We start from the raw sequence: 24,230 nt of genomic DNA on the forward strand, positions 1-24,230 counted from the left end.
TTAACCTCCAGGTTGATTCTTAATAAATGCTTGAGAATAACGTTCTCCAATTTTATACTCCACAGAGAAACTAACAGGTCGTAATGAATCTCCTTTATAGATAGCTTCAATGCTCACTGCTACTTGTTTAGGTGGGTTTGAATTTAAAGCTTTCAACCACCGTTGCTCCATAGTGTACCATTTCCCACCACTACGATTAATCTGTGAATTCATCGGAAGCAGGTTATCAATATCACCTGAACCTTTAAAAATTGACGCAATTAAATGCCCACCATCATCATCCAGTAATCGATCTGGCTTACCTGAATTAGATTGAGCGTACTGGTTTCTTTTGACCTCTCCGTATTTTAAATCACTTGCTTCGACTTTGACAATACGTCCGTAGTGATCGGTTGTGTAGGTGTACCCTTGCTTTGTTGAATAAACGACATTTGGTTTTAATACTTTTTTACGTTTCCACCTTACATAGTGATCTCCGTAACTGACAACGGTTGGCGGTGATTTGGGTGCTGGTAATCGTCTACCTGTCTGAGAGATTCCGTAGCCTGAATTGTTGTCGAGACGCTTTGCCATGGAGAGGAGTTTATTTTTGAGATTTTCGCCGTTAAAAACGTTATACGGTAGCTTCGGTCCACCAGCCATTTGAAACTTTGGTGAGTACGGCAATAGATTCGGAATAGAGACTCTGTCTAATGATTTTGCTCCTTGTTCAAGCCCTTTCTTCACTGTTGTTTTCGCCGCTGTTGTTCCTGTTTTTGTGATGGCTCCTGCCCCTTTGGAACCAAAGACGATTTCGGCTAGTGAACCAGTCGCATAGGCGAACCAGTGTGAACGAGAATACGCATCACCATCTACGACTTCTTTTTGGAATGAATCTGAAATCGATTTTCCAATAGCTTTCGATGTTTCAATTGGGTGAGAAACAGCCGTTACGACCGATTCAACGGCACCCCCAGGGTCTGTTACAAGATCGTAGATGCCAAGTACTGTATCTTTGGCCACATCATATAGACCAACAGCAGCACCTTTTACACTATCAACGAATACCTCTGATGCTTCTTCCTGCGCTTTGATTTGGAGCAGCTGGCTGTAATACATTTTTTGATCGTAAGAAAGATTTTCATATCCAATTTCATCTACAATCTCAAAGTATTTCGCTTCTGATATACACGAAGGATCATTGAGCTTTTCTTTCAATTCTTTGATTCTTCGTTTCTCTTTTTCTTCTTTTTTCACCTTCAAATATGCTTTCACCTGTGCATCGATTTTATCATGATTCTTGTACACATCTGTCTCGTGAAATGCTTTTGCATCATAATACATGGGCTGAGCGTTCTTACCTTTTCCTGTAGCAGCCATCATTTTTGAATAAAAAGTTTTGAGGTGATTCTCAATCGCTTCTGATTTTGCGTATTCTGTTTTTAGCTCATGATCTATTTTATGTAAAGCATCAATTGTCTCTTTTCTTTTTTTGTTCGCATCGTCTAAATGTTCATTGACTTCTTTACTTGAAAATGTGTGTAATTCAATTAAATCACTGATATCGTCAAAAATAGTGGAAAGAGCTTCTTTTTGTTCTTTTACCATATCTTTATTATTCTGAATGCCTTGCTTCAATTGAGCATCTAGGAAGTGCTCATCAATAAATGTACTCCCGCCTAATGATTCATCATCCAGCTTTCCTTTCACTCCATCTAAAAAAGCCTTTTGCATATCGATAAAATCAAGATAAGTGTCTGTGTATAGTGCAAGATCATTATAAAAAGCTTTGATATTATCTGCACCTTTTCCAGTAAACTCATCACCTAATCCCGATACACCTTTTAATGCTTTTTTCACAAGTTTCATCTCTTCTTGAAGCTCATGATAGGCCTTTGACCTCTGTTCGACAGCTGATAGTAAAGATGGAGCATCTAATATTTTCATATAAAAAAGACTCCTTTTATGGAATATTCTTTTACTAGAATACCATAAGGAGTCTGACACTTTAATCCACTTTATCTTTTTTTAACCAATTATCCTCCGTAGTGGTGGATTAAAACCCTATCGCGCTTTATGATCCTGCACCTCTAGAGAAAAGTAACACTACCTCATTTTTAGCATCTGCTTGAGTTTGTTGTCCAACAGGCATTCCAAGAATTGTACCTAATAGCAAAGCAGTAGTAATCATCATCATTATTTTTTTCATGATCATATGACCTCCTTTCCTATAAGCGTACAAGATTTTAAAGCCAATTCCAAGAAGTAGTTACTTTCTTCATAAAGATTTAACTTCTTATAAATGGATGCAACATCAGGAGCTAAAGCCTCTATATCAACATATGCTTTTCTTTCTTCCAAAAAACATAGCCCTTTCTTGATATCCTCATAGCTTTCTCGTGGAGCTATATAACATTTCTCAAGGATATTGAATTTCAAAATAAAGTTTGTGTTTTGCTGTTCTTTAGAAAAGGATTTCCCCTCAGCAACCCAACTTATTGCCTGATCCAATTGATTTGATTTATAGCTTGATCTTGCAAATTCATACGCACATTGTAAGTATGAAACAGGGGCTGACTGTTTTAGATCATCTGCGGAAATTGCTTTGTTGAAATATTCAATTGCTTCTATATGGTGGTCATCCTGAATTTTGAGAAATCCTAAATCATAATAAGCCAACGCTAACAATCTCTTATCATTCTTCTCAATCAGTCTATCAACACACTCCAAAAGCATTTTTTCAGCTTTGTGTAGTCTACCATCATCAATCAAATTCAGTGCCAACAACATATTACAGTTTATGGTCTGTATGCTGTAACCTTCATGACCTTTGTAGATGTCCTTTGCTGTTTGTAGATGATGGTGAGAAAGGAGCGTGACCTTATTGAAATAGTAGAGTGTGCCAATTTTATAATGGAACTCAGCCTTTTCAATTTCATCATGTACCTTGTCCAATTGTCTCTCAGCTACTCTAAATAGGACTAGAGCTTCTGAATAATTATTCCTTGCACTCTCGTACATACCTTTGAAAAGATAAAAGTAAAACCTTAGCATGTCATCTGTTTTGACTCTTTCGCTTTCTGTTATTGTTGGCTGCCCCACTAAATCTTCCATAAGTACCTTAAATCTATAATCAAGAATATTGAAATAGAGTAAAACATCTTGATTTTCTTCCATTTCACCTAACATCTCTTGAATCTCATCCCTCAACTCTTCTGCTTGTGAAACTTCCCTCTTTTTAATATGTAAATACCATTTGTTGAGAGTGTTTGCTACATCTACTGAAGAAATCAAATTCGACATCACATTACCCCCTTGCTATTATTTTCTTTGTATAATTTTAACACGTTATTTACAACATATGTAAAGTCGAGGTGGTCATTTTAAAAGTTTTCGGTATCCCGCAAAATGCAAAAATACGTTTCTATAAAAGCTATGTTTTATGTAGAGTGCATAAAAAGAGGAACAGCCTGGCAGTACAGAATTATAAATATGGATCCTGTAACACAGGAAGTAACAGAGCTTTCTAAAGGTGGATTTAGTACAAAAAAGAAGAGCAAGTTGATGCTTAAAACATGAAGAATTGCTTAGAAGTGGTATTGAAGTTGGTGGCGTAGAAACAACTTTAAAACATTTTCTTCCGAAACACTCATTCTCTTTTTAAATATAGATCATAGTCTGGGATTAATGTTTTGTGTTTATTAGATAAACCTTGTTTTTTATGGTTAAATCAACTACACCAAAAGGAAGCACTACGCACCAAGCATGTGCTGCAGTTTTTTGCAAGGAGCCAGAACTAACAGGCCAATAATGGAGTTGAGATAAACCGCTATTTTTAGGGAAATCTATTGTCAAGGCTCCAAATACTATATAGTTCCATACTCCTTCTGCTTCGATAGCACTCCTGCCATATCTACACAAGCGTTTTGCCTTCCGTCAGTTTTTAGTTCTTCATACAATAGTTCTGCAACAAGTGAAAGAACTTTTGTGCATGATTTTTATAATCATCCTTGTATTCTTTGTACAGAACAAACTTTGCATAATTCTCTAAAAATTTCGAGTCTACTTTCTCATTCTCTATAAAATTTGGATCATCATAAAATCCAGGTTTTGTTACGTCAATATGTTTTGCAGTTAAGTCTAATTTAACCTTCTCAAAAATTTTATTGTGAGTGCTCGTTATTTAATCCCCTTCGGATAATATAAAAGAATGATATTGTTTAATAATTCTATTAGTGTAACTAATACGATACCCATCAATACCTGAAATTTAAATGTCGGCGAGGAAAGTGTTTTTGTTATCAACATATCTACCCTTTCTGTTTATTACAAGAAACAGATATCCGAAATAGATTAAAAATCAAAAACAGGGAGCTATAAACGTAGCCCCCTCATAAGTGATTAATTTTTCTTTTTTTTGTGATCTTTTATTAAACTTGAAACAGTTAAACCCATAACACCAAAAGCTACAATATAAAATAAAACATTAGTGACAGGTGTATCAATTTTACTTAAAACCAACACAACAGCTATAATAGCGATAGGTAAAGTAATTAACACACTTTTAGATGCCTTATTTTCCTGTGTCATCTAATTAAGCACCTCCTTGAATTTTACCATTAGGATGTTTTAGCTAAGTTTAAAAAACAAACAGCATTATGGTTTTAGCGACCCACCACGCAGCATTTTCATTTCCAGTAACTTTAAGAGCGCCTAAATAGATACCATGTTCTAGAGCGCCTGTATAATGTTCTAGAGTCATTAGAATCGTTTCTAACCCAGTAACACCGCCTATCATTACCTTAAGTTTTTTCGGTAATTGGTCATAAGCACCTTTTATTGCTTTTATAGCCGATGTGAATTTACCATGTACAGAGGCTTCCCCATTTTCCTTTTCTTGAAATTCTTGTATAGTTTTTTTGAATTTTACTGTTTCTTCTTCATTTAGATTCCAATACTGTGCAATCTCATCTATTGTAGGCTCTTTTGATTGATCAAAAGAAGATTTTACAGATGAATAAGAATAGGACTGTTCTTTTTCGAGAGCTTTAGCAGCATTTGCTTCTGCAAAAGGTGTGACTGTTAAAAAAGAAACTCCAGCAACCATTGAGAGTAATAATCCTTTTGAAGTGCTTAAATTTTTCATAATAACTCCTAATTTTAAATATTTAGTGGCTATACTTCTAACAAATATTAAGCATATTTTTGTAATTCAATATTTTGTTTCAGCTGTTAAGAATAACCCTCCTCGGTTTTATGCTATCATTTGTAAATAAATGAAGTAAATAGGGTTTTGGTTGCATACCTTTAATGGTTCAATATACATATTATTGATAATCCATAAAAACATCATCTTATTTGAAAACCATCTGTCTTACTGCTTATTCGTCTTAATAACTATTTGACACTCGATTTTGTAAGTGGATTCACCAGTATCAACTTTTATATCATCACGGTTAATTTTATATTTCCCACCATACAATCTCGATGAAACAGGATGGGAAATACCATCTTTAAGATATCTGAATATAAATTCCTTGCCTTTTTTATAATCTTTAAGTGGAACATGCCCTACTTTCAAATCATTAACATAGACTGCAATAGCTTGAGGATCATGTTCGTTGTCCTCCTCAAGTTGCAAATAACAATCAGAAAAAAATTCATCCTGATGAAGGAAAATAGGCTCGTCATAAGTGTATTCTAATATTTCAGTATTGGTCATTCCATTATATTTTTCTTCAAAATTATAATTGTCTTTTTCTTGGGCAATGGCCTTTTTTATTTCTTTTTGATAATAGCTTACTCCAGCAACATTGAATGTGATATATTCAAAAAATGCATCTTCCTCTTCATACTTTACTGAGTATGAAGTTTCACTCACATACTTTGGATATTCATCAATTTTCAGGGGCGGATCAGCTATTTCTTCTAAAGTGTTCACAGTACTTTTTGCTTCTTGTTTAAAAATCATATTCTTAATAGTATTCCATAAACTCACTTACTCACCCTCCAAATAATGTTCTTCTTTTAAATAGTTATTATATTATCGGCATAATTCCCATTTTGTTTACAATTTCTTGATACTGAGTTGCGTCTGTTAATTTCAGATACATGTGCAAATAGGGAAGCACAGAGATATCCTATCCTCATTTATCGCATCGGCTGAGTCACTACTCTTTCAAGTTTAACGTTGTTAGCGCATTCCACGACAGCCTCACCCTTAAATTAGGCATCACTAAAGACAACACCTTGATCCATGAGCATAGACTGATTCTATTCAGTTGTGAACTATTGAATATAGATTAAAAATAAGTTAGAATGGGCTGGTATCATTGCAAATTCATCAAAATTATTTAAATGTTATAGTAATTAACTCATAAGCCTTTAATTAGTTTTATAAGTTTAATTACGCACCTTAAATTTACACTTGAAAATTTATAGATTCGGTTTTCAAACCTTTCCTTTCATTTGCTTTAATCCTTTTCTAATAGTTTCTAAAGCATTATTAGCCCTTTTTTCATCAGCGACCATTTTATCGATGTGCATATTCACTGAATAATTGCTAGTAACATTCTTGGACTCTGACACTTCAAATCCTGGAACTGAAAGTTTAGCGATAGCAACTGAAGAAGCTACATTGTTAAACATACTTCGTATTGACTCGTAGCTCTTTGCTATTGCTTCGATCTTCTATCTTTGTTTCTCTAAGTAAACTCAACAGCTTTAAGCATGTTAACTGAGCCTTGTTTATTAAGGACAATTTCTCCATCATCTACTACAGCTAATGCTCCTTGAGCTGGGACTTTACCAACTGATCCACCAGTCTTGAAACGAGGGGTAGTATTACCCTTAACGACAACACCGAGAGCATTTAAAGCCTCTTTAAGCTTATCAATAAAATTGTTAGAGATAGACTTGCCGATTGACTCCATATTTGAATTGATAAACTTAGTGAATTCAGAAAGCTGTTTATTGATATCGATAATCTTATTGTTCATCAATTTTCCTTCTAAATCCTTGAACCCATGCTCAGCATTAATAAGATCATCATACTTTGCGTTAATTGATTTTTCGACTTTTTCAAGCTGATATTGCAGCGCTTCTTTACGCTTAGAGTTTTCACGATCTTTTAGGAATTTATCTAAAACAAGCTGTTCATTTTGCATCTGTTCACTAAGTTATTTAACTTTTGATTTACCGAACTCAGAGTCATGGAGTGAATATCGATTTATTTGATCTAAAAGTTATGTTTGCTTTTGAAATTTTCTGTTGAATTTGGTGGTCAAAAAGTGGCCAATCTTCATTTTGATTCTGGTCACTATAAATTTGACCACCAAATCCTTTTTAAAAACCCCTTGAAGCCAATGGCTCCAAGGGGTTTTTATTATTAATACTGAGACATATACTGATCGCGTTCCCATGGGTGTACTTGGGTGCGGAACATATCCCATTCGATTTCTTTTGATTCGATGAAGTGTTCGAATAAGTGATCGCCTAGTGCGTTGACCATGACTTCGTTTGATTTCAGCAGCTCAAGAGCTTCTGCAAGTGTTGCAGGTAGGTCAGCGATGCCGTTTTCAAGGCGCTCTTCTTTGTCCATGACATAGATGTTTCTGTCAATTGGTGCTGGTGCGTCTAGTTTGTTTTTGATTCCGTCAAGACCTGCTGCAAGTAATACGCTTAATGCAAGGTATGGGTTTGCAGATGGGTCTACGCTGCGCACTTCTACACGTGTGCTGATGCCGCGTGATGCAGGGATACGGATCAGTGGGCTGCGGTTTTGTGCACTCCATGCCACATAGCAAGGTGCTTCATAACCAGGTACAAGACGCTTGTAAGAGTTCACCGTTGGGTTTGTGACCGCTGTAAAGCTAGTTGCATGCTTGACGATACCTGCGATAAAGTGTCTAGCCGTCTCGCTTAATTGTAAGTCTGCTTTTTCATCAAAGAATGCGTTTTTGCCATTTTTGAATAATGATAGGTTACAGTGCATACCAGATCCGTTTACACCAAACAATGGTTTTGGCATGAATGTCGCATGAAGACCATGCTTTCTCGCAATCGTTTTGACAACGAGTTTGAATGTTTGAATGTCATCACAAGAACGGATGGCGCCTGCATATTTGAAGTCAATTTCATGCTGTCCAGGTGCTACTTCGTGGTGAGACGCTTCAATTTCAAAGCCCATTTCTTCAAGCTCAAGCACGATATCACGGCGGCAGTTTTCGCCTAGATCTGTTGGTGCAAGGTCAAAGTATCCACCTTTATCGTTTAATTCAAGCGTTGGCTCGCCTTTTTCATCTAATTTAAATAAGAAGAATTCTGGCTCAGGTCCAAGGTTGAAATCACTAAATCCTAGGTCTTCCATTTCCTTTAAGACACGCTTTAAGTTATTACGCGGGTCTCCATCAAATGGCGTCCCGTCTGGCTTGTAAATGTCACAAATAAAGCGTGCAACTTTACCTTTTTCTGCTGTCCAAGGGAATATAACAAATGTGTTGAGATCTGGGTATAGATACATATCTGATTCTTCAATACGTACGAAGCCTTCAATAGATGAACCGTCAAACATACATTTGTTATCGAGAGCTTTTTCTAACTGGCTCACAGGAATTTCAACATTTTTAATCGTTCCGAGAATGTCTGTAAATTGCAGACGGATGTACTTTACGTTTTCCTCATTTACTAATTTTACGATATCTTCTCTTGTGTATTTTGCCATTTCGTAAAACTCCTCCCCTACAAAAGGTAAAATTGTATAGCAATGCTTTTGCTAATTGGTTAACGGAAGAACCTTGACATATCCCCCTGCCTAAAGGTCGTTCCTTGTTGGAAACGTCCAGCCTGAATGAGTTCCTTCTTCAGTAGCTTCCTGAGTTCATCATCTGTCAAGTTGTGCTTGGCTGTGGTTTTCTTCTCGGTCTTTGCATCAGACGCTGGATGTTCTGCCTCAGCTTTGGCAAAAAGTTTTTTGATTCCTGCCATGTTTACACCTTGTTCGATGAGGTTTTTAATTTCTAGTAATTTATCAACATCATGGAAAGAAAATAATCGGCGATTCCCATCACTTCTTGCTGGAAATACTAAACCATTTTCCTCATAATAGCGAATTTGCCTTGCAGATAATTCTGTTAGCTGCATGACAATCCCAATTGGGAATAAAGGCATTGAGCGGCGAATGTTATCACTCATCTCAACTGTCTCCTCCTCTTTGCTTAAATTTATTATATGTCATGTTATATTATGTGTCAACGAAATGTTAGGAATATTAACATGGATTTTTTTATCGAGCAGGTATGTCGATAAAACCTTGTTCCAATAAGGCATCTACAGCACTGCAAATCGCATTTTTCACATGGGCATACGTGAGTCCGCCTTGAACGTAGGCTGTATAAGGAGGTCTGATCGGTCCATCGGCTGATAACTCGATACTAGCTCCTTGGACGAAGGTGCCCGCTGCCATAATGACATCATCCTCGTATCCCGGCATATAGCTTGCATGCGGTGTGACGTGACTGTTGATCGGAGATGCATATTGAATCGCCTGACAGAATGCAATCATTTTGTTAGGATCGCCAAATTCGACGGATTGAATTAAATCCGTTCTTTTCGCATTCCACGCTGGGTTCGTTTGGAACCCGAGCTTCTCAAGAAAACGAGCCGTGAACACCGCACCCTTTAAGCTTTGTGCCACAACATGCGGTGCTAAGAAAAATCCTTGATACATTTCTTGGAGCGCATACAGCGAGGCACCCGCTTCACTGCCGATGCCCGGAGATGTCATTCGATAAGAGCAAGCTTCGACCCATTTTTCTTTTCCAACGATGTAGCCGCCTGTTTTGGCAAGCCCGCCGCCCGGGTTTTTAATAAGTGAACCCGCCATAAGATCCGCTCCCACATGACATGGCTCTTGTAATTCAGTAAATTCACCATAACAGTTGTCCACAAACACAATGATTTCTTCATTGATCTCTTTTACAAATGAAATCATTTGCTCGATTTCTTCTATTGTAAAGGAAGGTCTTGACGCATAACCTTTCGAACGCTGAATGCCGATCATTTTTGTTTTAGAGGAGATCGACTCTTTTACTTTGTCATAATCGACGGATCCATCTTGCCTTAAATCAATGGCCTTGTAATCAATCTGGAAGTCTTTTAATGAGCCTGTCCCTTCTTTGCCGCGAATCCCTACAATTTCTTCTAGCGTATCGTATGGTTTTCCCGTCATATAGATCAATTCATCACCAGGTCTTAGCACACCAAATAACGCAATGGAAATCGCATGCGTGCCGGAAATGATCTGCGGACGCACAAGGCCGCTTTCTCCCCCGAAGACGTCCGCATAAATTTTTTCTAACGTGTCTCTTCCCATATCATCGTAGCCATATCCAGTTGTTGGATTAAAGTGAGAGTCACTGACTCTATGCTTTCGGTAGCTTTCAAGCACCCGCCACTCATTTTGTTCGCTCTTTTGATCAATTTGCTGATGCATGTGTAAAATGTCTTGTTCTGTTTCTGCTGCTACTTTTTCTAAAATACTGCCGTGTTTTAATGTATGAAACATCTTGATTTAATTCCTTTCTTACAACATATACTTCTTGATTTGACCTAATATGGTCTGCTCCTCACCGCTAAACCCGGTGATGTCATAAAGTTCTGCTTCTTTTTGAAATTCTAGTGATTCAACGAGCGTTTCTGATTTTAATGCGGAGATGAGCTTTCCTTCATACGCAGGAATCTTCACATGATATGGCTTTAAAAAGTTTTGTTTCAGTTCTGCCATAATATCCGCTTTTAACCGCTTCACATCTTCTTCGCGTCTCGCACTGATTAACAGATGACGATGCTTTGAAGATGGGATGAAATCCGGTCTGATTTGATCTTCTTTGTTATAAACCGTCAGCATTGGAATACGATCTGCTTCTAATTCCTCTAAAAGCTCATGAACCGTCCGTTCGTGACCTTCGTAATCCTCATTAGAAGAATCAATGACATGAAGCAAATAATCAGCTTCCTTCACTTCTTCAAGAGTGGAACGAAATGCCGCAATGAGTGTTGTTGGGAGGTCTTGGATAAAACCAACGGTGTCTGAAATCAGCACACTGTAGCCAGATGCTAATGTCATCTTACGTGTCATTGGATCAAGTGTCGCAAATAGCAGATCTTCTTCATGACTATCTGCATCTGTTAATTGGTTAAACAAAGTAGATTTTCCGGCATTCGTATACCCAACAATGGCAATTTGAAACACACCATTTTTCTTCCGGCGTTCCCGGTATCTTGTACGGTGTTCTTTGACTGTAGATAATTGCCCGTTAATTTCGTGAATACGGTTTCGAATATGACGTCTATCTGTTTCAAGTTTTGTTTCACCTGGACCTCTTGCGCCAATTCCGCCGCCTTGTCTTGAGAGGCTGATCCCTTGTCCGCTTAGTCTCGGCAAGGCATACTGAAGCTGGGCAAGCTCTATTTGCAGCTTCCCTTCTCTTGTCCGGGCTCTTTTTGCAAAGATGTCTAATATCAATTGTGTCCGATCGATAATTTTCACATCTAAGGCAGTTGCCAAAGCTTTTAGCTGACTTGGAGACAGTTCGTCGTTAAAAATAATGACATCACATTCGAATTCCTCGCAAAGCACTTCAAGCTCTTCTACTTTCCCTTTACCGATATATGTTGCGCTGTCTTGTCTATTTCTCTTCTGCGTCATTACGCTGACAGCTTCACCGCCAGCCGTTTTGGTTAAGGAAGCTAATTCTTCCATTGAGTATTGAAAGCGTTCATCCGTGACATGCGGCAATTGACAGCCGACAAGGATCGCTTTTTCTGTCATTTCATGTTCATTCAACGTCAGTTGTTTCCTTTCTGTACTTAAGTTTTCAGTAGTACCATCATACCAAACACATCACACGTATACCACTATTCGGATGGTTTATTTTAGTATCTCTTTATAAAAAGGATACGCCATTTTAAGTAGGCGTATCCTCTTTCATTTGGAGATCGTGACTTTTAATCGTGAGCAAATCTTTTTTATCATAATGATCCACAAGCAGGAGTCTCATCGCTTGGGTTCGAATGGCCTTTTCAATCGTGTTTCGCACAAAACGGCCGTTGCTGAATTTTGCAGGACTCGTGGTGCTTTTAATGTGCATTAAGTAATCTCGCAGCTTCCATTCAGCTTCTTGAGTAAATATATATTCTCTGTCAGCCATCATCCGTTTGGCAATGTCCATGAGCTGATCGACGGTATAATCAGGAAAGCTGATATTGATTGGAAATCTGGATTGCAGCCCCGGGTTTAATGATAGAAAATGATCCATTTCCTTGGAGTAGCCAGCAAGAATGAGAATGAATTCGTGCTGTTTGTCCTCCATATGTTTTACTAGGGTATCAATCGCTTCTTTCCCAAAATCCTTTTCGCCTCCGCGGGCAAGAGAATAGGCTTCGTCGATGAACAAAATGCCGCCTAGTGATTTTTTAATTAAGTCTCTTGTTTTTTGAGCAGTATGACCGATGTACTCCCCAACTAGATCTCCGCGTTCCGCTTCAATTAAGTGACCCTTTGAAAGGACATTCATTTCAAAGAAAAGCTTCCCAACAAGTCTTGCAACCGTCGTTTTCCCTGTGCCTGGATTCCCTTTGAACATCATATGAAGCGCTTGTTTACCTACCTTTAACCCTTGTTCCTGCCTTTTTTGATTGACAAAGATCCAAGCATAAATCTCTTTTATGTTTCGTTTCATTTCATCCATACCGACTAGGCTGTTCATTTCACGCTCTATTTCCCGTAAGATGCTGTGTTTTGTCTCATTTTTCTGCAAGGCTTCTAGGTATTCTGCCTCTGAATCTGCATCAACCAATACTTGCTTTTGTCCGTTAAGTATAATATTGATTTGGCCGTTGTTTTTATATGTGACAGCTCGCTCCAACGTATTCACCTCTCGCTCTTCTCTCTTTATTCTATTCGGGTGGAGCTGTAATCGTGACAATCGCCCGCTTAAGCCCAAGTTTGCTGTCAAAATGACCCGAGATACAGAATATTGTAGGGATTTCTGCGGTTTCCCAGGAAATGATGTGCTATTTCCATTGTATTCATCCCATTTAGGCGGACAAACCAACAATTTGTTTTTTCTTAGAAAAATGTAGCTTTCTCATCACAAATTGTGCAGAAAAGAGTCTCAATGATTTCCGCATTTTGTACAGGCAATTTTTCTATTTTCTCATAAAATAAAGACGAGGTGATGAATAGATGGTGAAAATTTTTATTGATCCTGGCCATGGAGGAACAGATTCTGGAGCTGCTGTTAATGGACTTTTGGAGAAAAATATCACACTGCAAATCGCGATTTTATTGAGAGATATGTTGATTAGTGATTATGATGACGTTTCCGTCCGCTTAAGTCGTTCAATTGATCAATCCGTTACTTTGGCCCAGCGTACAAATGCGGCAAACAGCTGGGGAGCTGACTATTTCGTGTCTATTCATGTTAATGCAGGCGGGGGCACAGGTTTTGAAAGCTATGTGTATCCTGGCGTTTCAGCACCGACCACCACGTATCGCAATGCCCTTCATGATGAAATTGTTCGCTCAGTGGATTTTGCCAACCGCGGCAAGAAAACAGCGAACTTCCACGTTCTTCGAGAAACTTCTATGCCCGCTATTTTAACAGAGAATGGTTTCATCGATACGACAGCTGATGCAAATAAGCTCCGCAACGCGACCTTCCTTCAAGGCATCGCTCGCGCTCATGCCACTGGATTAGAGAAAGCCTTTCAGCTGAAAAAAAAAGCAAGTAATCTTTATAAAGTACAGGCTGGAGCTTTCAAGGTGAAAGCCAATGCAGATGAATTAGCAGCCACGCTGAAATCAAAAGGCTTTGACGCCTTTGTTGTATTAGAGGGAGGTATGTTCCGAGTACAAGCCGGAGCTTTTCGTACAAAGCAAAATGCGGATGACCTCGTCGCAAGATTGAAACAGGCCGGTCATGACGCATTTGTTTTCCAATAACTGAAGCTGTTATAACGAAATAAACCGGCTCAAGTCTGCTGCTGAGCCGGTTTATGATTGATTCCTTTATGCTAAAATGTTCACGACAAATTGAGACCACGTTTCAAGTCGATCAAAGTATTCAGGCTTTTTCAAATCAGATGCTTTCATCCATTTTCCTGATATTTGATCTGTTTCTTTCACTTCTACATGAGCACTTGGAGATAATTCAAGCGCTGATAACAGTCCAATGTGCACACGGCCGACACTGTTGTCATCATCATTAATTAAACCAAGGGTTTTCATCTCAAGTTTGTCTTCTTCTTGAATAGAAAGTTCCTCGTCTAGTTCACGATCCGTATTTTCTTTTAAAATTTCAGCAAAGTTTTTGCCTTCGATGAAATTCATGTGACCACCAAAGCCAAGAGATAACTTATGATGCAATCGAGTCTCTCCCCCACCTTGAAGCCTTTCATATACATACACTTCGTCCTCACGCTTAATCACGACATAAGGAATCGGCTGCTTGAAGTCAGGATTTTCTTCCGCATCGCCTCTGCGCATCTGCTTGAAGTGCTCTTCGATTTCTTTCATAATGGTGTTGATTGTTTTCTCTTCACTATTCACACCATTAAACGCATGCGTTTCGTTTTGGAATACGCGTGTTCGCGGTGCAACTAGTATGATTTCATCCATTTTTCCCATGTTCTTTAACCTCCAGTATGTAACGCATTGTATGAAATGGCAAAAAGCCAAAACGAGTGATGCGTTTTGACTTTTACGCCTTACTTATGATTCATCTCCAAAGAAGAAGTCGTCATCTTTTAACGGCTCAACCGTCGCTTTTTTGTAGCCATTCCCTTTCATTGAGAAGAAGTCATGCGACTTTGTTTTTGTATTGAGTCCGTTCAATACAATTGGATTGATCTCTTCTTCTTCAAAGTAAGGGGCAAATCCAAGGTTCATTAACGCTTTATTGGCATTGTAACGAATGAACTTTTTCACATCATGCGATAAATTGACTTGGTCATATATATCTTCCGTGTAATGAAGTTCATTTTCATAAAGCTCGTTCAAGAGGTCAATCGAGAAATCGTATAGCTCTTTTTGCACGTCAGGTGTTTGTTTGTTGTAAATTTCTTGTGCTAATAATCCAACGTACACACCATGAATCGCTTCATCACGCAAAATCAAGTTGATGATTTCACCGCTTTGCATGAGCTTTCCTTGTCCATAGAAATAAAGTGGGTAGTAAAAACCACTGTAAAATAGGAAGCTTTCTAAATAAACAGAAGCAACCATTGCTTTAAAGAGGGAAATCGGATCGTCCTTTTGAATCGAACGGTATAAACTGACAATCATATCTGCTTTCTTTTGCAAGAATTTATTCTTTTTGACCCATTCAAACACTTCACTGATCGTTTCAGTTGGTGCGAGTGTCATGAAGATATTTGAGTATGATTTCGCATGTACCGCATTTTCCATCATCGCCATAAAGTTTAATACCGCTTTACGCTGATGGCCTTCTACATGTTCAGCCACTATCGGCATCCCTGTATTTCCTTGTTCTGTATCAAGTAAAGTCAATCCAGCAAGTACCTTCATGTACGTATCTCGCTCTTTTTCACCTAAATATTTCCATGTCAAGAGATCCCCGTTTAAGGAAATCTCTTCAGGAAGCCAGAACTGCTTCACATTTTGGTTGTAAAACATTTGTGTAAAATCGTCTTCGTGTTTTGACCAGTTGGCTGCATCATAAATTTTTGTCACGTTAAACTCTCCTTTAATCAAACAACACAAGAAAGACAGCCTTCCTGCCCTGTATCCTTCGTTCTTGCATAATAAAGTGTCTTAATGCCTTTATGGTGTGCATACAGATCGATGCGGTTTAAGTCACGCGTTGTCATCGTATCTTTCAGGAATAATGTAAAGCTAATTCCTTGATCGACGTGCTGCTGAATCGTTGCGATCATATCGACCACTTTAAACATATCCATATCGTACGCTTCTTTATAGAAGAACCAGTTTTGCGCTGAAAGACCTGGCATTGGGTAATACGTTTTGCTGTTGCCGTATGTTCTTTCTTCGATACGTTCCATAATTGGCATAACAGAGGCTGTTGCCGATTGCACATAAGAAATGGAACCTGTTGGTGCAATACATAAGCGGTAGCTATGGTACATGCCATTTTCCGCTACAAAGTCTTTGAGTGCTGCCCAGTCTTCTTTTGTTGGAATGTGCATGCCTTCAAATAATGCTGCTGCTTTTTCTGTTTTTGGTGTGAAATCATTCTCCACGTATTTATTGAAGTACTCGCCCGTTGCGTAGCCAGAGCCTTCATAACGATGGAATGTTTCTCCTTTTTCTTTTGCAAGCTCACTTGAACGTTTAATTGAATAATAGTTTACCATCATAAAGAACGTATTCGCGAAATCTCTTGCTTCTTCACTTTCATAGGCCATTTGGTTTTGAGCCAAATACCCGTGAAGGTTCATCGCGCCAAGTCCGATTGACTTCATCGCTTTGTTCGCTTTTCGAACAGCTGGTGCATTTCGAATGTCTGTTGTTTCAGATACAAGCGTTAGTGAGTCTGTTGCAAGTTTGACCGTTTTTTCGATCGATTTGTTTTTCATGACATTCATGATATTTAATGAACCTAGGTTACAAGAAATATCAAGACCAATTTCATCTTCTTGATCGTAGTCAGCGTAAGAAGAGACCTCTGAAGCTTGAAGCACTTCTGAGCAAAGGTTTGAGAATTTCACTCGTGAAATATGGTTTAATGCATGCTCTCTATTCACATTATCTTGGAACATGATATATGGATAGCCAGATTCCGAGCGAAGAACAGCCAATTTTTCAAGAAGCTTTCTCGGATTGACTTTTTCTTTTTTGATTTTCGGGTTTTCTACAAGCTCATCATACATTTCTTCCATGTCCATCTCATCAAGATGCTGTCCATATTCTTTATAGACTGTGTGCGGATAGAAGGTATAAGCTGTTTTATCTTCTCTTGCAAGCTCGATAAATTTATCCGGGATGACAACACCGATGGACAATGTTTTCACACGAACATCTTCATCTGCAGAGATTTTTTTTGTATCTAAGAAATCATTAATATCTCTGTGGAAAATATTGAGGTACGCACTGCCTGATCCTTGTCTCTGTCCCATTTGATCTGCATATCTGAATGCATTATCAAGAAGCTTCATCACACCGACGACACCTTTTGTCGCGTTTTCAACATCTTTGATTGCTTCGCCTTTTGCACGAAGTTTTGACAGGTTCAAGCTGACGCCGCCGCCTAATTTTGAAAGCTGCATAGAAATATCAATCGCTCTTGAAATATCGTTTAATGAGTCATTCACTTCAAGCAAGAAGCAGCTCACAAGCTCACCGCGTCTTTTACGTCCAGCGTTTAAGAATGTTGGTGTACTTGGCTGGTATTCCTGATTGATCATCAGTTCTACAAACTCAAGGGCTTTTTCTTTATCTCCGCCCGCAAAGAAAAGCGCTACAATTGAAATGCGGTCTTCATAGCGTTCAAGGATTTTCTTTTTATCATTTGTTTTCAGTGCATAGTCGTTGTAAAACTTAAACGCACTCATGAATGATGGGAATCTAAATTTCTTCGCATATGCAGCTTCGAATACTTCTTTAATATCTGCCATGCTGTATTGTCTTAAAAATTCTTCCTCATAGTAGTCGTTTTCTATTAAGTAATCAATCTTCTCTTCTAAGTTGTGAAAGAAGACTGTGTTTTGATTAATATAATCTACGAAATAACTATGTACAGCTTCTTTGTCCTTATCGAACTGAAACTTTCCTTCTTGTTGAATCATAATCTCGTTATTTAATTGTATCCACTTTGGAACCTGATTTTGTGACAATTCTTTCTACCTCCTGTGTAAACAATTCAACATCCCTTTTTGTTCCGCTTAGTTCAAAGGTGTGCAAAATAGGAACTTGATATTGTTTAGAAATCGTATCGGCGCTTTTGGCAAAATTATCTCCCCACACTTTGTTTCCACTCACCGCTACACCTAGTAAAAGGTGAGCATTTTTCTCTAAAAAGGATTGAGTGGTACTTGGGACTTGTCCAAATCCTGTCGTAAAGGTGACGAGAATAAACGGCGTATCCAAAAACTCTTCTCCAGTCAATTTTCGTTTGTCTGTAAAAGGGGTCTTGTCCAAAAAGCGTTGAACATTTCCTGTTTTTGAATCAAATACGATTTGAATCAATTCCATCACGACCTAGTTTTTAGTATTGTTGATCATTTCGTTATTCACTATATATAGTATACTATGTTTTTTCAAAACACAATATATAGATGTTCGAAACGAAAAAAATCAACCAACCCGGCCGAACATTCATAGCCGAACTCGTACGTTCAAATAAATAGAGCAGAACAGGATCTAAAAATAGACTGCTCTACTCTCTATTCAACTGAAACCGAAATCTATCATAACACGAAAAAAAATCGCTTAGTAGACTAGACTTTTTGTTTTATTTTTTGTAGGCATCGCACTGTAAATCTTCTGATACTTCTGTAATTTCCACTTCAACACCTAATTCTTTTAGCACCGCTTCAAGCGCAGAGACGATTGAAGCTTCTCTGACTAATTCTTTCCCATTTACAGAAACGCTTGTTCCATATTCAAAACAGGAGTCGTCTTCACAAGTTTGTTCCCAATGATTAATTTTAATTTTGTGTGTCATGAACTCATCCTTTTCTGTCTAGATGTCTGATGCATGATTATAGTGTAGCGACTTCACATTCATTTGTAAATTTACGTGCTTACTCTTCCACAGAATCGTCATCATCATCATCTTCGTCCCACTCATCTATGTATTTTGTTTTAATAAGGGTCAGTTCTCCCTCTTTTTCATCAAACCGGTACACATGTACTTCATCATCTTTCACAACAGCAAAGTGATTATTTTTTAGTGCAACAGCTGATTGTAATAGGCCATCTATATGTCCATGATCATCTTGATTAGAATAGTTATGCCAGCTTTCCTGTCTCGATTCAATGTTTGAAATGGCGCATGATCCAAATAAGACAACAATCCCAACTAGTAGAAGGATCACTCTAATCCTTCTTAATTCAAGCTCTGCATTTTCCATATCGCTTCCCTCACCTTTCTTCATATCCAATAAGGGATTATACGCAGAATAGGCAGAAAAGTTTCACGGCATGCAAAATAGCCCCTCTGCACTGACAAAAAACGTAGCGGGTTCCGGCCGGTTTATTCGCAGATGCATGGGGCTATTAGGTCGAACATATCCTATTCTAATTCTAGATTTACATTCTTTTGAGGTGCAAATGTAGAAATGGCGTGTTTATAAATAAGCTGCTGCTTCCCTTCTGTTTCAAGCAGCACCGTAAAATTGTCAAAGCCTTTCACTTGACCGCGAAGCTGAAAGCCATTCAGTAAGAATACTGTGACAAATGTATTGTCTTTACGAATTTGATTCAAAAATTGGTCCTGAATATTAATCGGTTTCATGTTTCGTCCTCCTTGATTCTGATAACTACAGTTTCGCTTTAAGTCCAAGCTTTCCTGCTACATATGCGAAAATTTCCTCTTTTTTGTCTGAAAAGTGGCAAGGCGGTGTCATGTCGAACCAAGTGACATCCATTTTATTACGGAACCACGTGAACTGACGTTTCGCATATCTACGGGAATTTTGCTTTAATTGCAGGATAGCTTCATCAAGTGAGCAGTCACCTTGAAAATACGCATACAGCTCTTTATAACCAATCGCTTGAACCGATTGACAATCCTTCAAGCCAGATTGATAAAGTGCGCTCACTTCCTCAATTAAGCCTTCATCTATCATCATATCAATTCTTTGGTGAATGCGCTCGTACAAAAGCTCTCGATCCATTTTCAGCCCAATGAAGGCTGTATCATAAAGAGGAACTTCTTGATGACCATTTTGCATCTCCGACATTTTCTGACCTGTTGTATGGATCACTTCCAGCGCCCGGATCACGCGGCGGACATTATTCGGATGAATGGTTTTTGCAGCATCAGGGTCTACTGCCTTTAGCTTTTCGTGTAGCTGAAGGGAGCCATGCTGCTGTTCAAACAGCGCCATTTCTTCTCTAAAAGAAGGGTCACTTTTCTCATCGGTAAATGTGTAATCATATAAAACAGATTGGATATACAAACCTGTTCCGCCGACAATTATGGGTGTTTTCCCTCTAGCGGCAATCTCTTTGATTTTCATACGGACCAGCTGCTGAAATTCAGCTGTAGAAAAAGATTCATCTGGCTCTTTCATATCAATTAGGTGGTGCGGGACACCATCCATTTCTTCAGGGGTGATTTTAGCTGTTCCAATGTCCATTCTTTTATAAATCTGCATAGAATCACCGCTGATAATTTCTCCATTAAATGCTTTGGCTATATGAATGCTCAGTTTTGTTTTGCCGACAGCCGTCGGTCCTACTAATACAATCACTGGTTGTTTCGTTTTTTTCATAACATCACTCTCTTTTACAAACTGCCTACAGTATAGCATAACTTCTCTTTCTCTCCTATATAGGGTCTATCACCAGCCGATTGGTTCATTTCCGACCACTTCATATGTCTTTCCTTTTAATCGGTGCGTATGCGTCGGCCGCTCTTCGTCCGGACTATAGACGACTCCTCCGTACGGAATGGGGACAGAATCGTTATAGGCTGAAAACGTGACTTCCTCAATCTCGTGATAGTGAGTACCATCCAATCTCGGTATCGCAGGCCCTGTGACGCCGTAGTATCTGTGGAAATGCCCTCTCTCAAAAGAGGTGACCCCGCGATAATAATGAGTATGCTGATCGGTATTGCTCCCATTGACAGGCTGAGAAATACCTTCAATTAAATGATAATGCTCTTCCGTTACATCCGTTCGTGCTTTATAGGCATGAGCATGCGGCGGGCATTTTGCCCAATCAGATGGATACAGGCCCATTTTTAACATTCCTCCTTATAATAGGCTTTCATCCAAACACATATAGGCCAATCGAATACACTGATGTCAGTTACAGTGATTTTATGTGAGAGGAGCCTTTTTTTATGAATTATTTTGATGCACCGCCATTTATGCAAGAAGACATGAGAAGACCTTTTGGATTTGGAAGACCTGGATTTGGATTTGGAGGCCCTGGGTTTGGAAGACCTGGATTTGGGTTTGGGAGACCTGGATTTTTTGGACCTCCATTTTTAGGTGGTTTTGCTGGAGGACTACTTGCAGGGTCCCTGCTTGCTCCAGGATATGGCTATGGCTATCCTTATCCACCACCATATCCGCCATATGGACCATACCCTTATTATTAAATATGACTTTTTAGTGAAAACAACCTTTCATAAAATGAATCGATTGACACATTAGTTTTTCATGGTTTAACATTTACTTTACCGACCGTTCAGTAAAGTAGGTGTTTTTTTTATGTCTAAAACCAAAAAAGAGCAAATTTTTGAGGCAGCTGCTCGTACGATTTTAAAAGAAGGATTAAGTCAGCTTACCCTTCAGAAGGTAGCAGAGCATGCACATATGACCAAGGCCGGCCTGCTTTATCATTTTTCAAGCAAGGAAGAGCTCATTCAAAAAATGAATGAGCACGCGATTGTCTGCTTTCGTCAGCAGCTTGAGTCGTATCAGAAAACATACAAAAACGAAAAGGCTCCTTATGTACGTGCATATATTTTGGCGACATTAAATGATCTTGATATGCAAAACACGACCCAGTTATGTACAAGCATGCTGGCCACCATGTCATTTGATGAAGCGTTATTGAACCCTTGGCGTGATTTTTATGCGGAGTTTAAAGAGAAAGCAGCAGAGGAAATAAATGATCCTGCGCTGAGCCAACTGATCCGACTTGCATGTGATGGGGTATGGTTTTCAGAGATGTTTCAGCTTGAACCGCTGAACCGAGAGGAAAAAACCCTTTTACTTCATCGGATTTTACACCTTTTAGAGGAGGGAACATGATGATCCTCGGATATCTTTTTCTAGCTGTGGCCATTTTTTCAGAAGCCGTTGGCGCCGTGATGTTAAAATTCTCAAATGGCTTTACTCGCTTTAAGCCTAGCGCTGTCGTTGTTGCTGGATATACACTTGCCTTTTATATGCTGTCATTGACACTGAATATCATTCCGCTTAGCACGTCTTATGCAACATGGTCTGGGGTTGGTACAGTCCTCACGGCTATTTTTGGCGTGCTTTTTTTCAAAGAAACCTTGAACCAAAGAGCAATCATTGGGATGGCGATGCTCGTCTCAGGGGTTGTACTTTTAAATATGTCATAAAGGATGTGAGAGATCATGAAAGGAATGCTCTATTTAACAGGGGCTATTTTGACAGAGGTTTTTGGCAGTACGATGCTGAAGCTTTCCCAAGGTTTTTCGCAACTGCTGCCGAGTATTGGGGTCCTGATCGGATTTGGGTGTGCCTTTACCTTCCTCAGTCTGGCACTTAAAACGACTGACCTTTCGTCTGCTTATGCAACATGGTCTGGCGTTGGAACAGCACTTACTGCTCTTATCGGACTCGTGCTGTTTAACGAAACCATTCACATAAAAGGCTTCATTGGTCTTGCACTAGTGATATGCGGCGTGATTGTCTTGAACCTGTCAAAAAAACAAAAGGAAGAAAACAAAGAACAAATCGATCAAACCGAATGGACGTCATAAAAAAAGTCATTTTCTCCATTTCATTAAGAGAAAATGACTTTTTGTTTTTACCCGCCGACTTGAATGGTTTCTTCTAAGGAAATGTCCACATTTCCTTGAACAGCTCTTGAGACCATACATGAGCTTTCGGCTTTGTGCGCGAGCTTACGGGCAAGCTCAATATCTTGCGGAGAAGCAGAGGCTTTGAGGATGATGACAGGCCGGTGAATGATTTTTTCATATGTAAACACACCATTTGTCACATCTACGACAGCCTCAGAACTCATTGTGAGATCCTCTTTTTCTAATTGGCTCCGCTCCATCATAGCGGCCAGTGTAATAATATAACACGTAGCCGCTGCACCTAAGAGCATCTCATCTGGATTTGTTCCGATGCCGGGACCGTCCATTTCTTTTGGAATTGAAATCTTCGTTTTTAACTGTTCGCATGAGATTGTACCCACATCGTTGCGCAGACCAGGCCAGCTCGCCTGAAGATGAAAATGATGACGCGCCATATTTGTCTCTCCTTTTGTTATCACTTTTTATAGTGTAACAAGAATTCACGCTGCTTGTCTTAACATGTGCACCATCTTTATGTATATTCCTCATCCAGCACTGTCCGAATCGCCCTGACATACCGGTAGAACGTCTCGTTTTTTGTACTCGACCGCCGCCGAAAGTCAAAACTGTCAAATAAAGCTTCACGCTGACTTCTACTAATCTCTAGCTGTACACTTTGCCCTGTTTTAGTAAGATTATTAATATTATGATTGCTTGTTCCGCTCAGGGTTGCGTGTGCGACAGCCAGTTCAGCAGAAAATCCGTTCCGCTCTAATGAGTTCACTATTTTTTCTGCACGGTCGTAATCTGTTCCGCCAACGAGCGTATGGTCAATGCCTTCCTCACCTTTGTATCCATGCACTGCTAAGATATAATCGTGTGCTTTTGCCTGCGCGACGCCGACTGGCTCATCAAAGTTTGTACTTGTCACATGAAGTTCTGACGCATTCTCTCTTAAACCTTCAAACAAATACGTAGAGAAATCATTATCGAAAAAATGGACGATCTCACTCACGCCGCCTTCAATTCTCCCGCCATGGGGTGACATCACAAGAAGACGGCTTCCAGGCACTGGGTTGGCTGTAATTTGATAGCTGCTTGTTGATTCGTTTTCTTCCAGTTCTTTAAAATTGCTATAAATATCATTTGAACCGCTTTCGTCTTCCCCACCTGATGACAATGGCTCATCAGGTTCCTGTGCTTGCATTGTATAATAAACGCCCCATCCGATCGCAAGCAGGAGAAGCAAAGCAAAAAACTTCTTCATTCCCGTTCTCCTTTAACAGATTTCTAAGCCGTTTCTATGATTTATATTGAATCTTCATTTCTTTTCATTTTTTCCACTTTTTCTCTTCAAATTTGATCATAACACTCTGGATCATGAGATTCCTCAAAAATAAGATAATTGCATTTATATACACAGAAACGCCTCTCGTCTTTGAAAACAGAGTTAGAATAGTATGACAGACAAATGAAGTTATGTTTAAAATGACCTAGTTCTATCCAGTCTGTTTTCTTTAATTCGGCTACTTTTTA

Annotated in this window: 28 protein-coding genes and 1 pseudogene; 5 read left to right on the forward strand and 24 right to left on the reverse strand. The window is 39.0% G+C overall.

Annotated features, from left to right (window positions below; genetic code table 11):
• From MHI11_RS10980 to spoVK, 13 genes and pseudogenes are all read right to left on the reverse strand, one after another.
• Window positions 1-1,926: a T7SS effector LXG polymorphic toxin gene (locus MHI11_RS10980; RefSeq protein ID WP_340961076.1), complete on the reverse strand. Its 1,926-nt coding sequence runs from the start codon at window positions 1,924-1,926 to the stop codon at window positions 1-3.
• Between the two features lie 127 nt (window positions 1,927-2,053).
• Window positions 2,054-2,188, reverse strand: a complete 135-nt coding sequence (locus MHI11_RS10985; RefSeq protein ID WP_257736826.1) for a hypothetical protein — start codon at window positions 2,186-2,188, stop codon at window positions 2,054-2,056.
• Between the two features lie 2 nt (window positions 2,189-2,190).
• Window positions 2,191-3,282, reverse strand: a complete 1,092-nt coding sequence (locus MHI11_RS10990) for a Rap family tetratricopeptide repeat protein (protein WP_340961078.1) — start codon at window positions 3,280-3,282, stop codon at window positions 2,191-2,193.
• A gap of 1,098 nt (window positions 3,283-4,380) precedes the next feature.
• Window positions 4,381-4,569 carry a hypothetical protein gene (locus tag MHI11_RS10995; protein WP_003211444.1) on the reverse strand — a complete coding sequence of 63 codons (189 nt, stop codon included), beginning with the start codon at window positions 4,567-4,569 and terminating at the stop codon, window positions 4,381-4,383.
• Window positions 4,570-4,618: 49 nt separating this feature from the next.
• On the reverse strand, window positions 4,619-5,125 hold the full coding sequence (locus MHI11_RS11000) for a hypothetical protein (protein ID WP_003211709.1): 507 nt from the start codon (window positions 5,123-5,125) through the stop codon (window positions 4,619-4,621).
• Between the two features lie 228 nt (window positions 5,126-5,353).
• A complete protein-coding gene (locus MHI11_RS11005; protein ID WP_231953223.1) occupies window positions 5,354-5,977 on the reverse strand; it encodes a hypothetical protein in 624 nt (207 codons plus the stop codon).
• 452 nt (window positions 5,978-6,429) lie between these two features.
• The gene (locus MHI11_RS11010) at window positions 6,430-6,627 is read right to left on the reverse strand and encodes a hypothetical protein (protein ID WP_034619884.1); all 198 of its coding nucleotides are present in this window, start codon (window positions 6,625-6,627) and stop codon (window positions 6,430-6,432) included.
• Window positions 6,628-6,725: 98 nt separating this feature from the next.
• Window positions 6,726-7,223, reverse strand: a pseudogene (locus tag MHI11_RS11015) (phage tail tape measure protein); the annotation flags it as partial.
• Between the two features lie 143 nt (window positions 7,224-7,366).
• On the reverse strand, window positions 7,367-8,701 hold the full coding sequence (gene glnA, locus MHI11_RS11020) for a type I glutamate--ammonia ligase (RefSeq protein WP_003211015.1): 1,335 nt from the start codon (window positions 8,699-8,701) through the stop codon (window positions 7,367-7,369).
• Window positions 8,702-8,760: 59 nt separating this feature from the next.
• Window positions 8,761-9,171 carry a MerR family transcriptional regulator gene (locus tag MHI11_RS11025; RefSeq protein ID WP_044141653.1) on the reverse strand — a complete coding sequence of 137 codons (411 nt, stop codon included), beginning with the start codon at window positions 9,169-9,171 and terminating at the stop codon, window positions 8,761-8,763.
• Window positions 9,172-9,262: 91 nt separating this feature from the next.
• The gene (locus tag MHI11_RS11030; RefSeq protein WP_044141654.1) at window positions 9,263-10,543 is read right to left on the reverse strand and encodes a methionine gamma-lyase family protein; all 1,281 of its coding nucleotides are present in this window, start codon (window positions 10,541-10,543) and stop codon (window positions 9,263-9,265) included.
• An 18-nt stretch (window positions 10,544-10,561) separates the two neighbouring features.
• Window positions 10,562-11,824 carry a GTPase HflX gene (gene hflX, locus MHI11_RS11035; RefSeq protein ID WP_050944939.1) on the reverse strand — a complete coding sequence of 421 codons (1,263 nt, stop codon included), beginning with the start codon at window positions 11,822-11,824 and terminating at the stop codon, window positions 10,562-10,564.
• A gap of 121 nt (window positions 11,825-11,945) precedes the next feature.
• Complete coding sequence (spoVK, locus tag MHI11_RS11040; RefSeq protein WP_340961080.1) at window positions 11,946-12,905, reverse strand: stage V sporulation protein K; 960 nt, start codon at window positions 12,903-12,905, stop codon at window positions 11,946-11,948.
• 320 nt (window positions 12,906-13,225) lie between these two features.
• Here spoVK and MHI11_RS11045 point away from each other — a divergent pair, with 320 nt between their 5' ends.
• Window positions 13,226-13,984: an N-acetylmuramoyl-L-alanine amidase gene (locus tag MHI11_RS11045; RefSeq protein WP_044141836.1), complete on the forward strand. Its 759-nt coding sequence runs from the start codon at window positions 13,226-13,228 to the stop codon at window positions 13,982-13,984.
• A gap of 66 nt (window positions 13,985-14,050) precedes the next feature.
• On the opposite strand, the gene MHI11_RS11050 is transcribed toward MHI11_RS11045, so the two are convergent.
• The 9 genes from MHI11_RS11050 to MHI11_RS11090 all read right to left on the reverse strand — a co-directional run bounded on the left by MHI11_RS11050 (window position 14,051) and on the right by MHI11_RS11090 (window position 20,928).
• On the reverse strand, window positions 14,051-14,668 hold the full coding sequence (locus MHI11_RS11050) for a hypothetical protein (protein WP_340961081.1): 618 nt from the start codon (window positions 14,666-14,668) through the stop codon (window positions 14,051-14,053).
• A gap of 84 nt (window positions 14,669-14,752) precedes the next feature.
• Entirely contained in the window at window positions 14,753-15,733 is a 981-nt protein-coding gene (gene nrdF, locus MHI11_RS11055; protein ID WP_003212452.1) for a class 1b ribonucleoside-diphosphate reductase subunit beta, read from the reverse strand.
• Between the two features lie 17 nt (window positions 15,734-15,750).
• Window positions 15,751-17,853, reverse strand: coding sequence for a class 1b ribonucleoside-diphosphate reductase subunit alpha (nrdE, locus tag MHI11_RS11060; RefSeq protein WP_283924500.1), 2,103 nt, complete (start codon window positions 17,851-17,853; stop codon window positions 15,751-15,753).
• A complete protein-coding gene (gene nrdI / locus MHI11_RS11065) occupies window positions 17,813-18,205 on the reverse strand; it encodes a class Ib ribonucleoside-diphosphate reductase assembly flavoprotein NrdI (RefSeq protein WP_008360380.1) in 393 nt (130 codons plus the stop codon). Before nrdI ends, nrdE begins: the two co-directional genes overlap by 41 nt.
• A gap of 265 nt (window positions 18,206-18,470) precedes the next feature.
• A complete protein-coding gene (locus tag MHI11_RS11070) occupies window positions 18,471-18,683 on the reverse strand; it encodes a hypothetical protein (protein WP_003212415.1) in 213 nt (70 codons plus the stop codon).
• Window positions 18,684-18,762: 79 nt separating this feature from the next.
• Window positions 18,763-19,092, reverse strand: coding sequence for a YmzC family protein (locus MHI11_RS11075; protein WP_113767695.1), 330 nt, complete (start codon window positions 19,090-19,092; stop codon window positions 18,763-18,765).
• 161 nt (window positions 19,093-19,253) lie between these two features.
• The gene (hfq, locus tag MHI11_RS11080; protein WP_003211269.1) at window positions 19,254-19,475 is read right to left on the reverse strand and encodes an RNA chaperone Hfq; all 222 of its coding nucleotides are present in this window, start codon (window positions 19,473-19,475) and stop codon (window positions 19,254-19,256) included.
• A gap of 25 nt (window positions 19,476-19,500) precedes the next feature.
• On the reverse strand, window positions 19,501-20,457 hold the full coding sequence (miaA, locus tag MHI11_RS11085) for a tRNA (adenosine(37)-N6)-dimethylallyltransferase MiaA (RefSeq protein WP_044141840.1): 957 nt from the start codon (window positions 20,455-20,457) through the stop codon (window positions 19,501-19,503).
• A 69-nt stretch (window positions 20,458-20,526) separates the two neighbouring features.
• Complete coding sequence (locus MHI11_RS11090; RefSeq protein ID WP_044141841.1) at window positions 20,527-20,928, reverse strand: YmaF family protein; 402 nt, start codon at window positions 20,926-20,928, stop codon at window positions 20,527-20,529.
• A gap of 104 nt (window positions 20,929-21,032) precedes the next feature.
• Here MHI11_RS11090 and MHI11_RS11095 point away from each other — a divergent pair, with 104 nt between their 5' ends.
• From MHI11_RS11095 to erbB, 4 genes are all read left to right on the forward strand, one after another.
• Window positions 21,033-21,293, forward strand: a complete 261-nt coding sequence (locus tag MHI11_RS11095; protein ID WP_003212477.1) for a hypothetical protein — start codon at window positions 21,033-21,035, stop codon at window positions 21,291-21,293.
• Between the two features lie 112 nt (window positions 21,294-21,405).
• Window positions 21,406-21,951: a TetR/AcrR family transcriptional regulator gene (locus MHI11_RS11100; protein WP_044141842.1), complete on the forward strand. Its 546-nt coding sequence runs from the start codon at window positions 21,406-21,408 to the stop codon at window positions 21,949-21,951.
• Complete coding sequence (gene erbA, locus MHI11_RS11105; protein WP_044141844.1) at window positions 21,951-22,268, forward strand: SMR family multidrug efflux transporter EbrA; 318 nt, start codon at window positions 21,951-21,953, stop codon at window positions 22,266-22,268. Before MHI11_RS11100 ends, erbA begins: the two co-directional genes overlap by 1 nt.
• A gap of 15 nt (window positions 22,269-22,283) precedes the next feature.
• Complete coding sequence (gene erbB / locus MHI11_RS11110) at window positions 22,284-22,652, forward strand: SMR family multidrug efflux transporter EbrB (protein ID WP_340961084.1); 369 nt, start codon at window positions 22,284-22,286, stop codon at window positions 22,650-22,652.
• A gap of 47 nt (window positions 22,653-22,699) precedes the next feature.
• Here the strand turns inward: erbB and MHI11_RS11115 are convergent, their stop codons facing one another.
• Both MHI11_RS11115 and MHI11_RS11120 read right to left on the reverse strand, forming a co-directional pair.
• On the reverse strand, window positions 22,700-23,149 hold the full coding sequence (locus MHI11_RS11115; protein WP_044141846.1) for an OsmC family protein: 450 nt from the start codon (window positions 23,147-23,149) through the stop codon (window positions 22,700-22,702).
• Between the two features lie 77 nt (window positions 23,150-23,226).
• Window positions 23,227-23,961: a poly-gamma-glutamate hydrolase family protein gene (locus MHI11_RS11120; RefSeq protein ID WP_044141847.1), complete on the reverse strand. Its 735-nt coding sequence runs from the start codon at window positions 23,959-23,961 to the stop codon at window positions 23,227-23,229.
• Between the last annotated feature and the right edge of the window lie 269 nt (window positions 23,962-24,230).

Source organism: Bacillus sp. FSL K6-3312 (assembly GCF_038007485.1).
GTDB classification, from domain to species: Bacteria; Bacillota; Bacilli; order Bacillales; family Bacillaceae; genus Bacillus; species Bacillus pumilus.

What these genes read in the sequence shown, in the direction of transcription:
- MHI11_RS11050 (WP_340961081.1), bottom strand. Translation starts at nt 14,668, where the DNA reads ATGGGAAAAATGGATGAAATCATACTAGTTGCACCGCGAACACGCGTA.
- MHI11_RS10980 (WP_340961076.1), bottom strand. Translation starts at nt 1,926, where the DNA reads ATGAAAATATTAGATGCTCCATCTTTACTATCAGCTGTCGAACAGAGG.
- glnA (WP_003211015.1), bottom strand. Translation starts at nt 8,701, where the DNA reads ATGGCAAAATACACAAGAGAAGATATCGTAAAATTAGTAAATGAGGAA.
- MHI11_RS11095 (WP_003212477.1), top strand. Translation starts at nt 21,033, where the DNA reads ATGAATTATTTTGATGCACCGCCATTTATGCAAGAAGACATGAGAAGA.
- MHI11_RS11030 (WP_044141654.1), bottom strand. Translation starts at nt 10,543, where the DNA reads ATGTTTCATACATTAAAACACGGCAGTATTTTAGAAAAAGTAGCAGCA.
- MHI11_RS11000 (WP_003211709.1), bottom strand. Translation starts at nt 5,125, where the DNA reads ATGAAAAATTTAAGCACTTCAAAAGGATTATTACTCTCAATGGTTGCT.
- erbB (WP_340961084.1), top strand. Translation starts at nt 22,284, where the DNA reads ATGAAAGGAATGCTCTATTTAACAGGGGCTATTTTGACAGAGGTTTTT.
- MHI11_RS11115 (WP_044141846.1), bottom strand. Translation starts at nt 23,149, where the DNA reads ATGGCGCGTCATCATTTTCATCTTCAGGCGAGCTGGCCTGGTCTGCGC.
- MHI11_RS11075 (WP_113767695.1), bottom strand. Translation starts at nt 19,092, where the DNA reads ATGGAAAATGCAGAGCTTGAATTAAGAAGGATTAGAGTGATCCTTCTA.
- MHI11_RS11090 (WP_044141841.1), bottom strand. Translation starts at nt 20,928, where the DNA reads ATGGGCCTGTATCCATCTGATTGGGCAAAATGCCCGCCGCATGCTCAT.
- MHI11_RS10990 (WP_340961078.1), bottom strand. Translation starts at nt 3,282, where the DNA reads ATGTCGAATTTGATTTCTTCAGTAGATGTAGCAAACACTCTCAACAAA.
- MHI11_RS11010 (WP_034619884.1), bottom strand. Translation starts at nt 6,627, where the DNA reads ATGTTTAACAATGTAGCTTCTTCAGTTGCTATCGCTAAACTTTCAGTT.
- hfq (WP_003211269.1), bottom strand. Translation starts at nt 19,475, where the DNA reads ATGAAACCGATTAATATTCAGGACCAATTTTTGAATCAAATTCGTAAA.
- MHI11_RS10985 (WP_257736826.1), bottom strand. Translation starts at nt 2,188, where the DNA reads ATGAAAAAAATAATGATGATGATTACTACTGCTTTGCTATTAGGTACA.
- MHI11_RS11070 (WP_003212415.1), bottom strand. Translation starts at nt 18,683, where the DNA reads ATGACACACAAAATTAAAATTAATCATTGGGAACAAACTTGTGAAGAC.
- miaA (WP_044141840.1), bottom strand. Translation starts at nt 20,457, where the DNA reads ATGAAAAAAACGAAACAACCAGTGATTGTATTAGTAGGACCGACGGCT.
- erbA (WP_044141844.1), top strand. Translation starts at nt 21,951, where the DNA reads ATGATCCTCGGATATCTTTTTCTAGCTGTGGCCATTTTTTCAGAAGCC.
- MHI11_RS11120 (WP_044141847.1), bottom strand. Translation starts at nt 23,961, where the DNA reads ATGAAGAAGTTTTTTGCTTTGCTTCTCCTGCTTGCGATCGGATGGGGC.
- MHI11_RS11045 (WP_044141836.1), top strand. Translation starts at nt 13,226, where the DNA reads ATGGTGAAAATTTTTATTGATCCTGGCCATGGAGGAACAGATTCTGGA.
- MHI11_RS10995 (WP_003211444.1), bottom strand. Translation starts at nt 4,569, where the DNA reads ATGACACAGGAAAATAAGGCATCTAAAAGTGTGTTAATTACTTTACCT.
- MHI11_RS11100 (WP_044141842.1), top strand. Translation starts at nt 21,406, where the DNA reads ATGTCTAAAACCAAAAAAGAGCAAATTTTTGAGGCAGCTGCTCGTACG.
- MHI11_RS11025 (WP_044141653.1), bottom strand. Translation starts at nt 9,171, where the DNA reads ATGAGTGATAACATTCGCCGCTCAATGCCTTTATTCCCAATTGGGATT.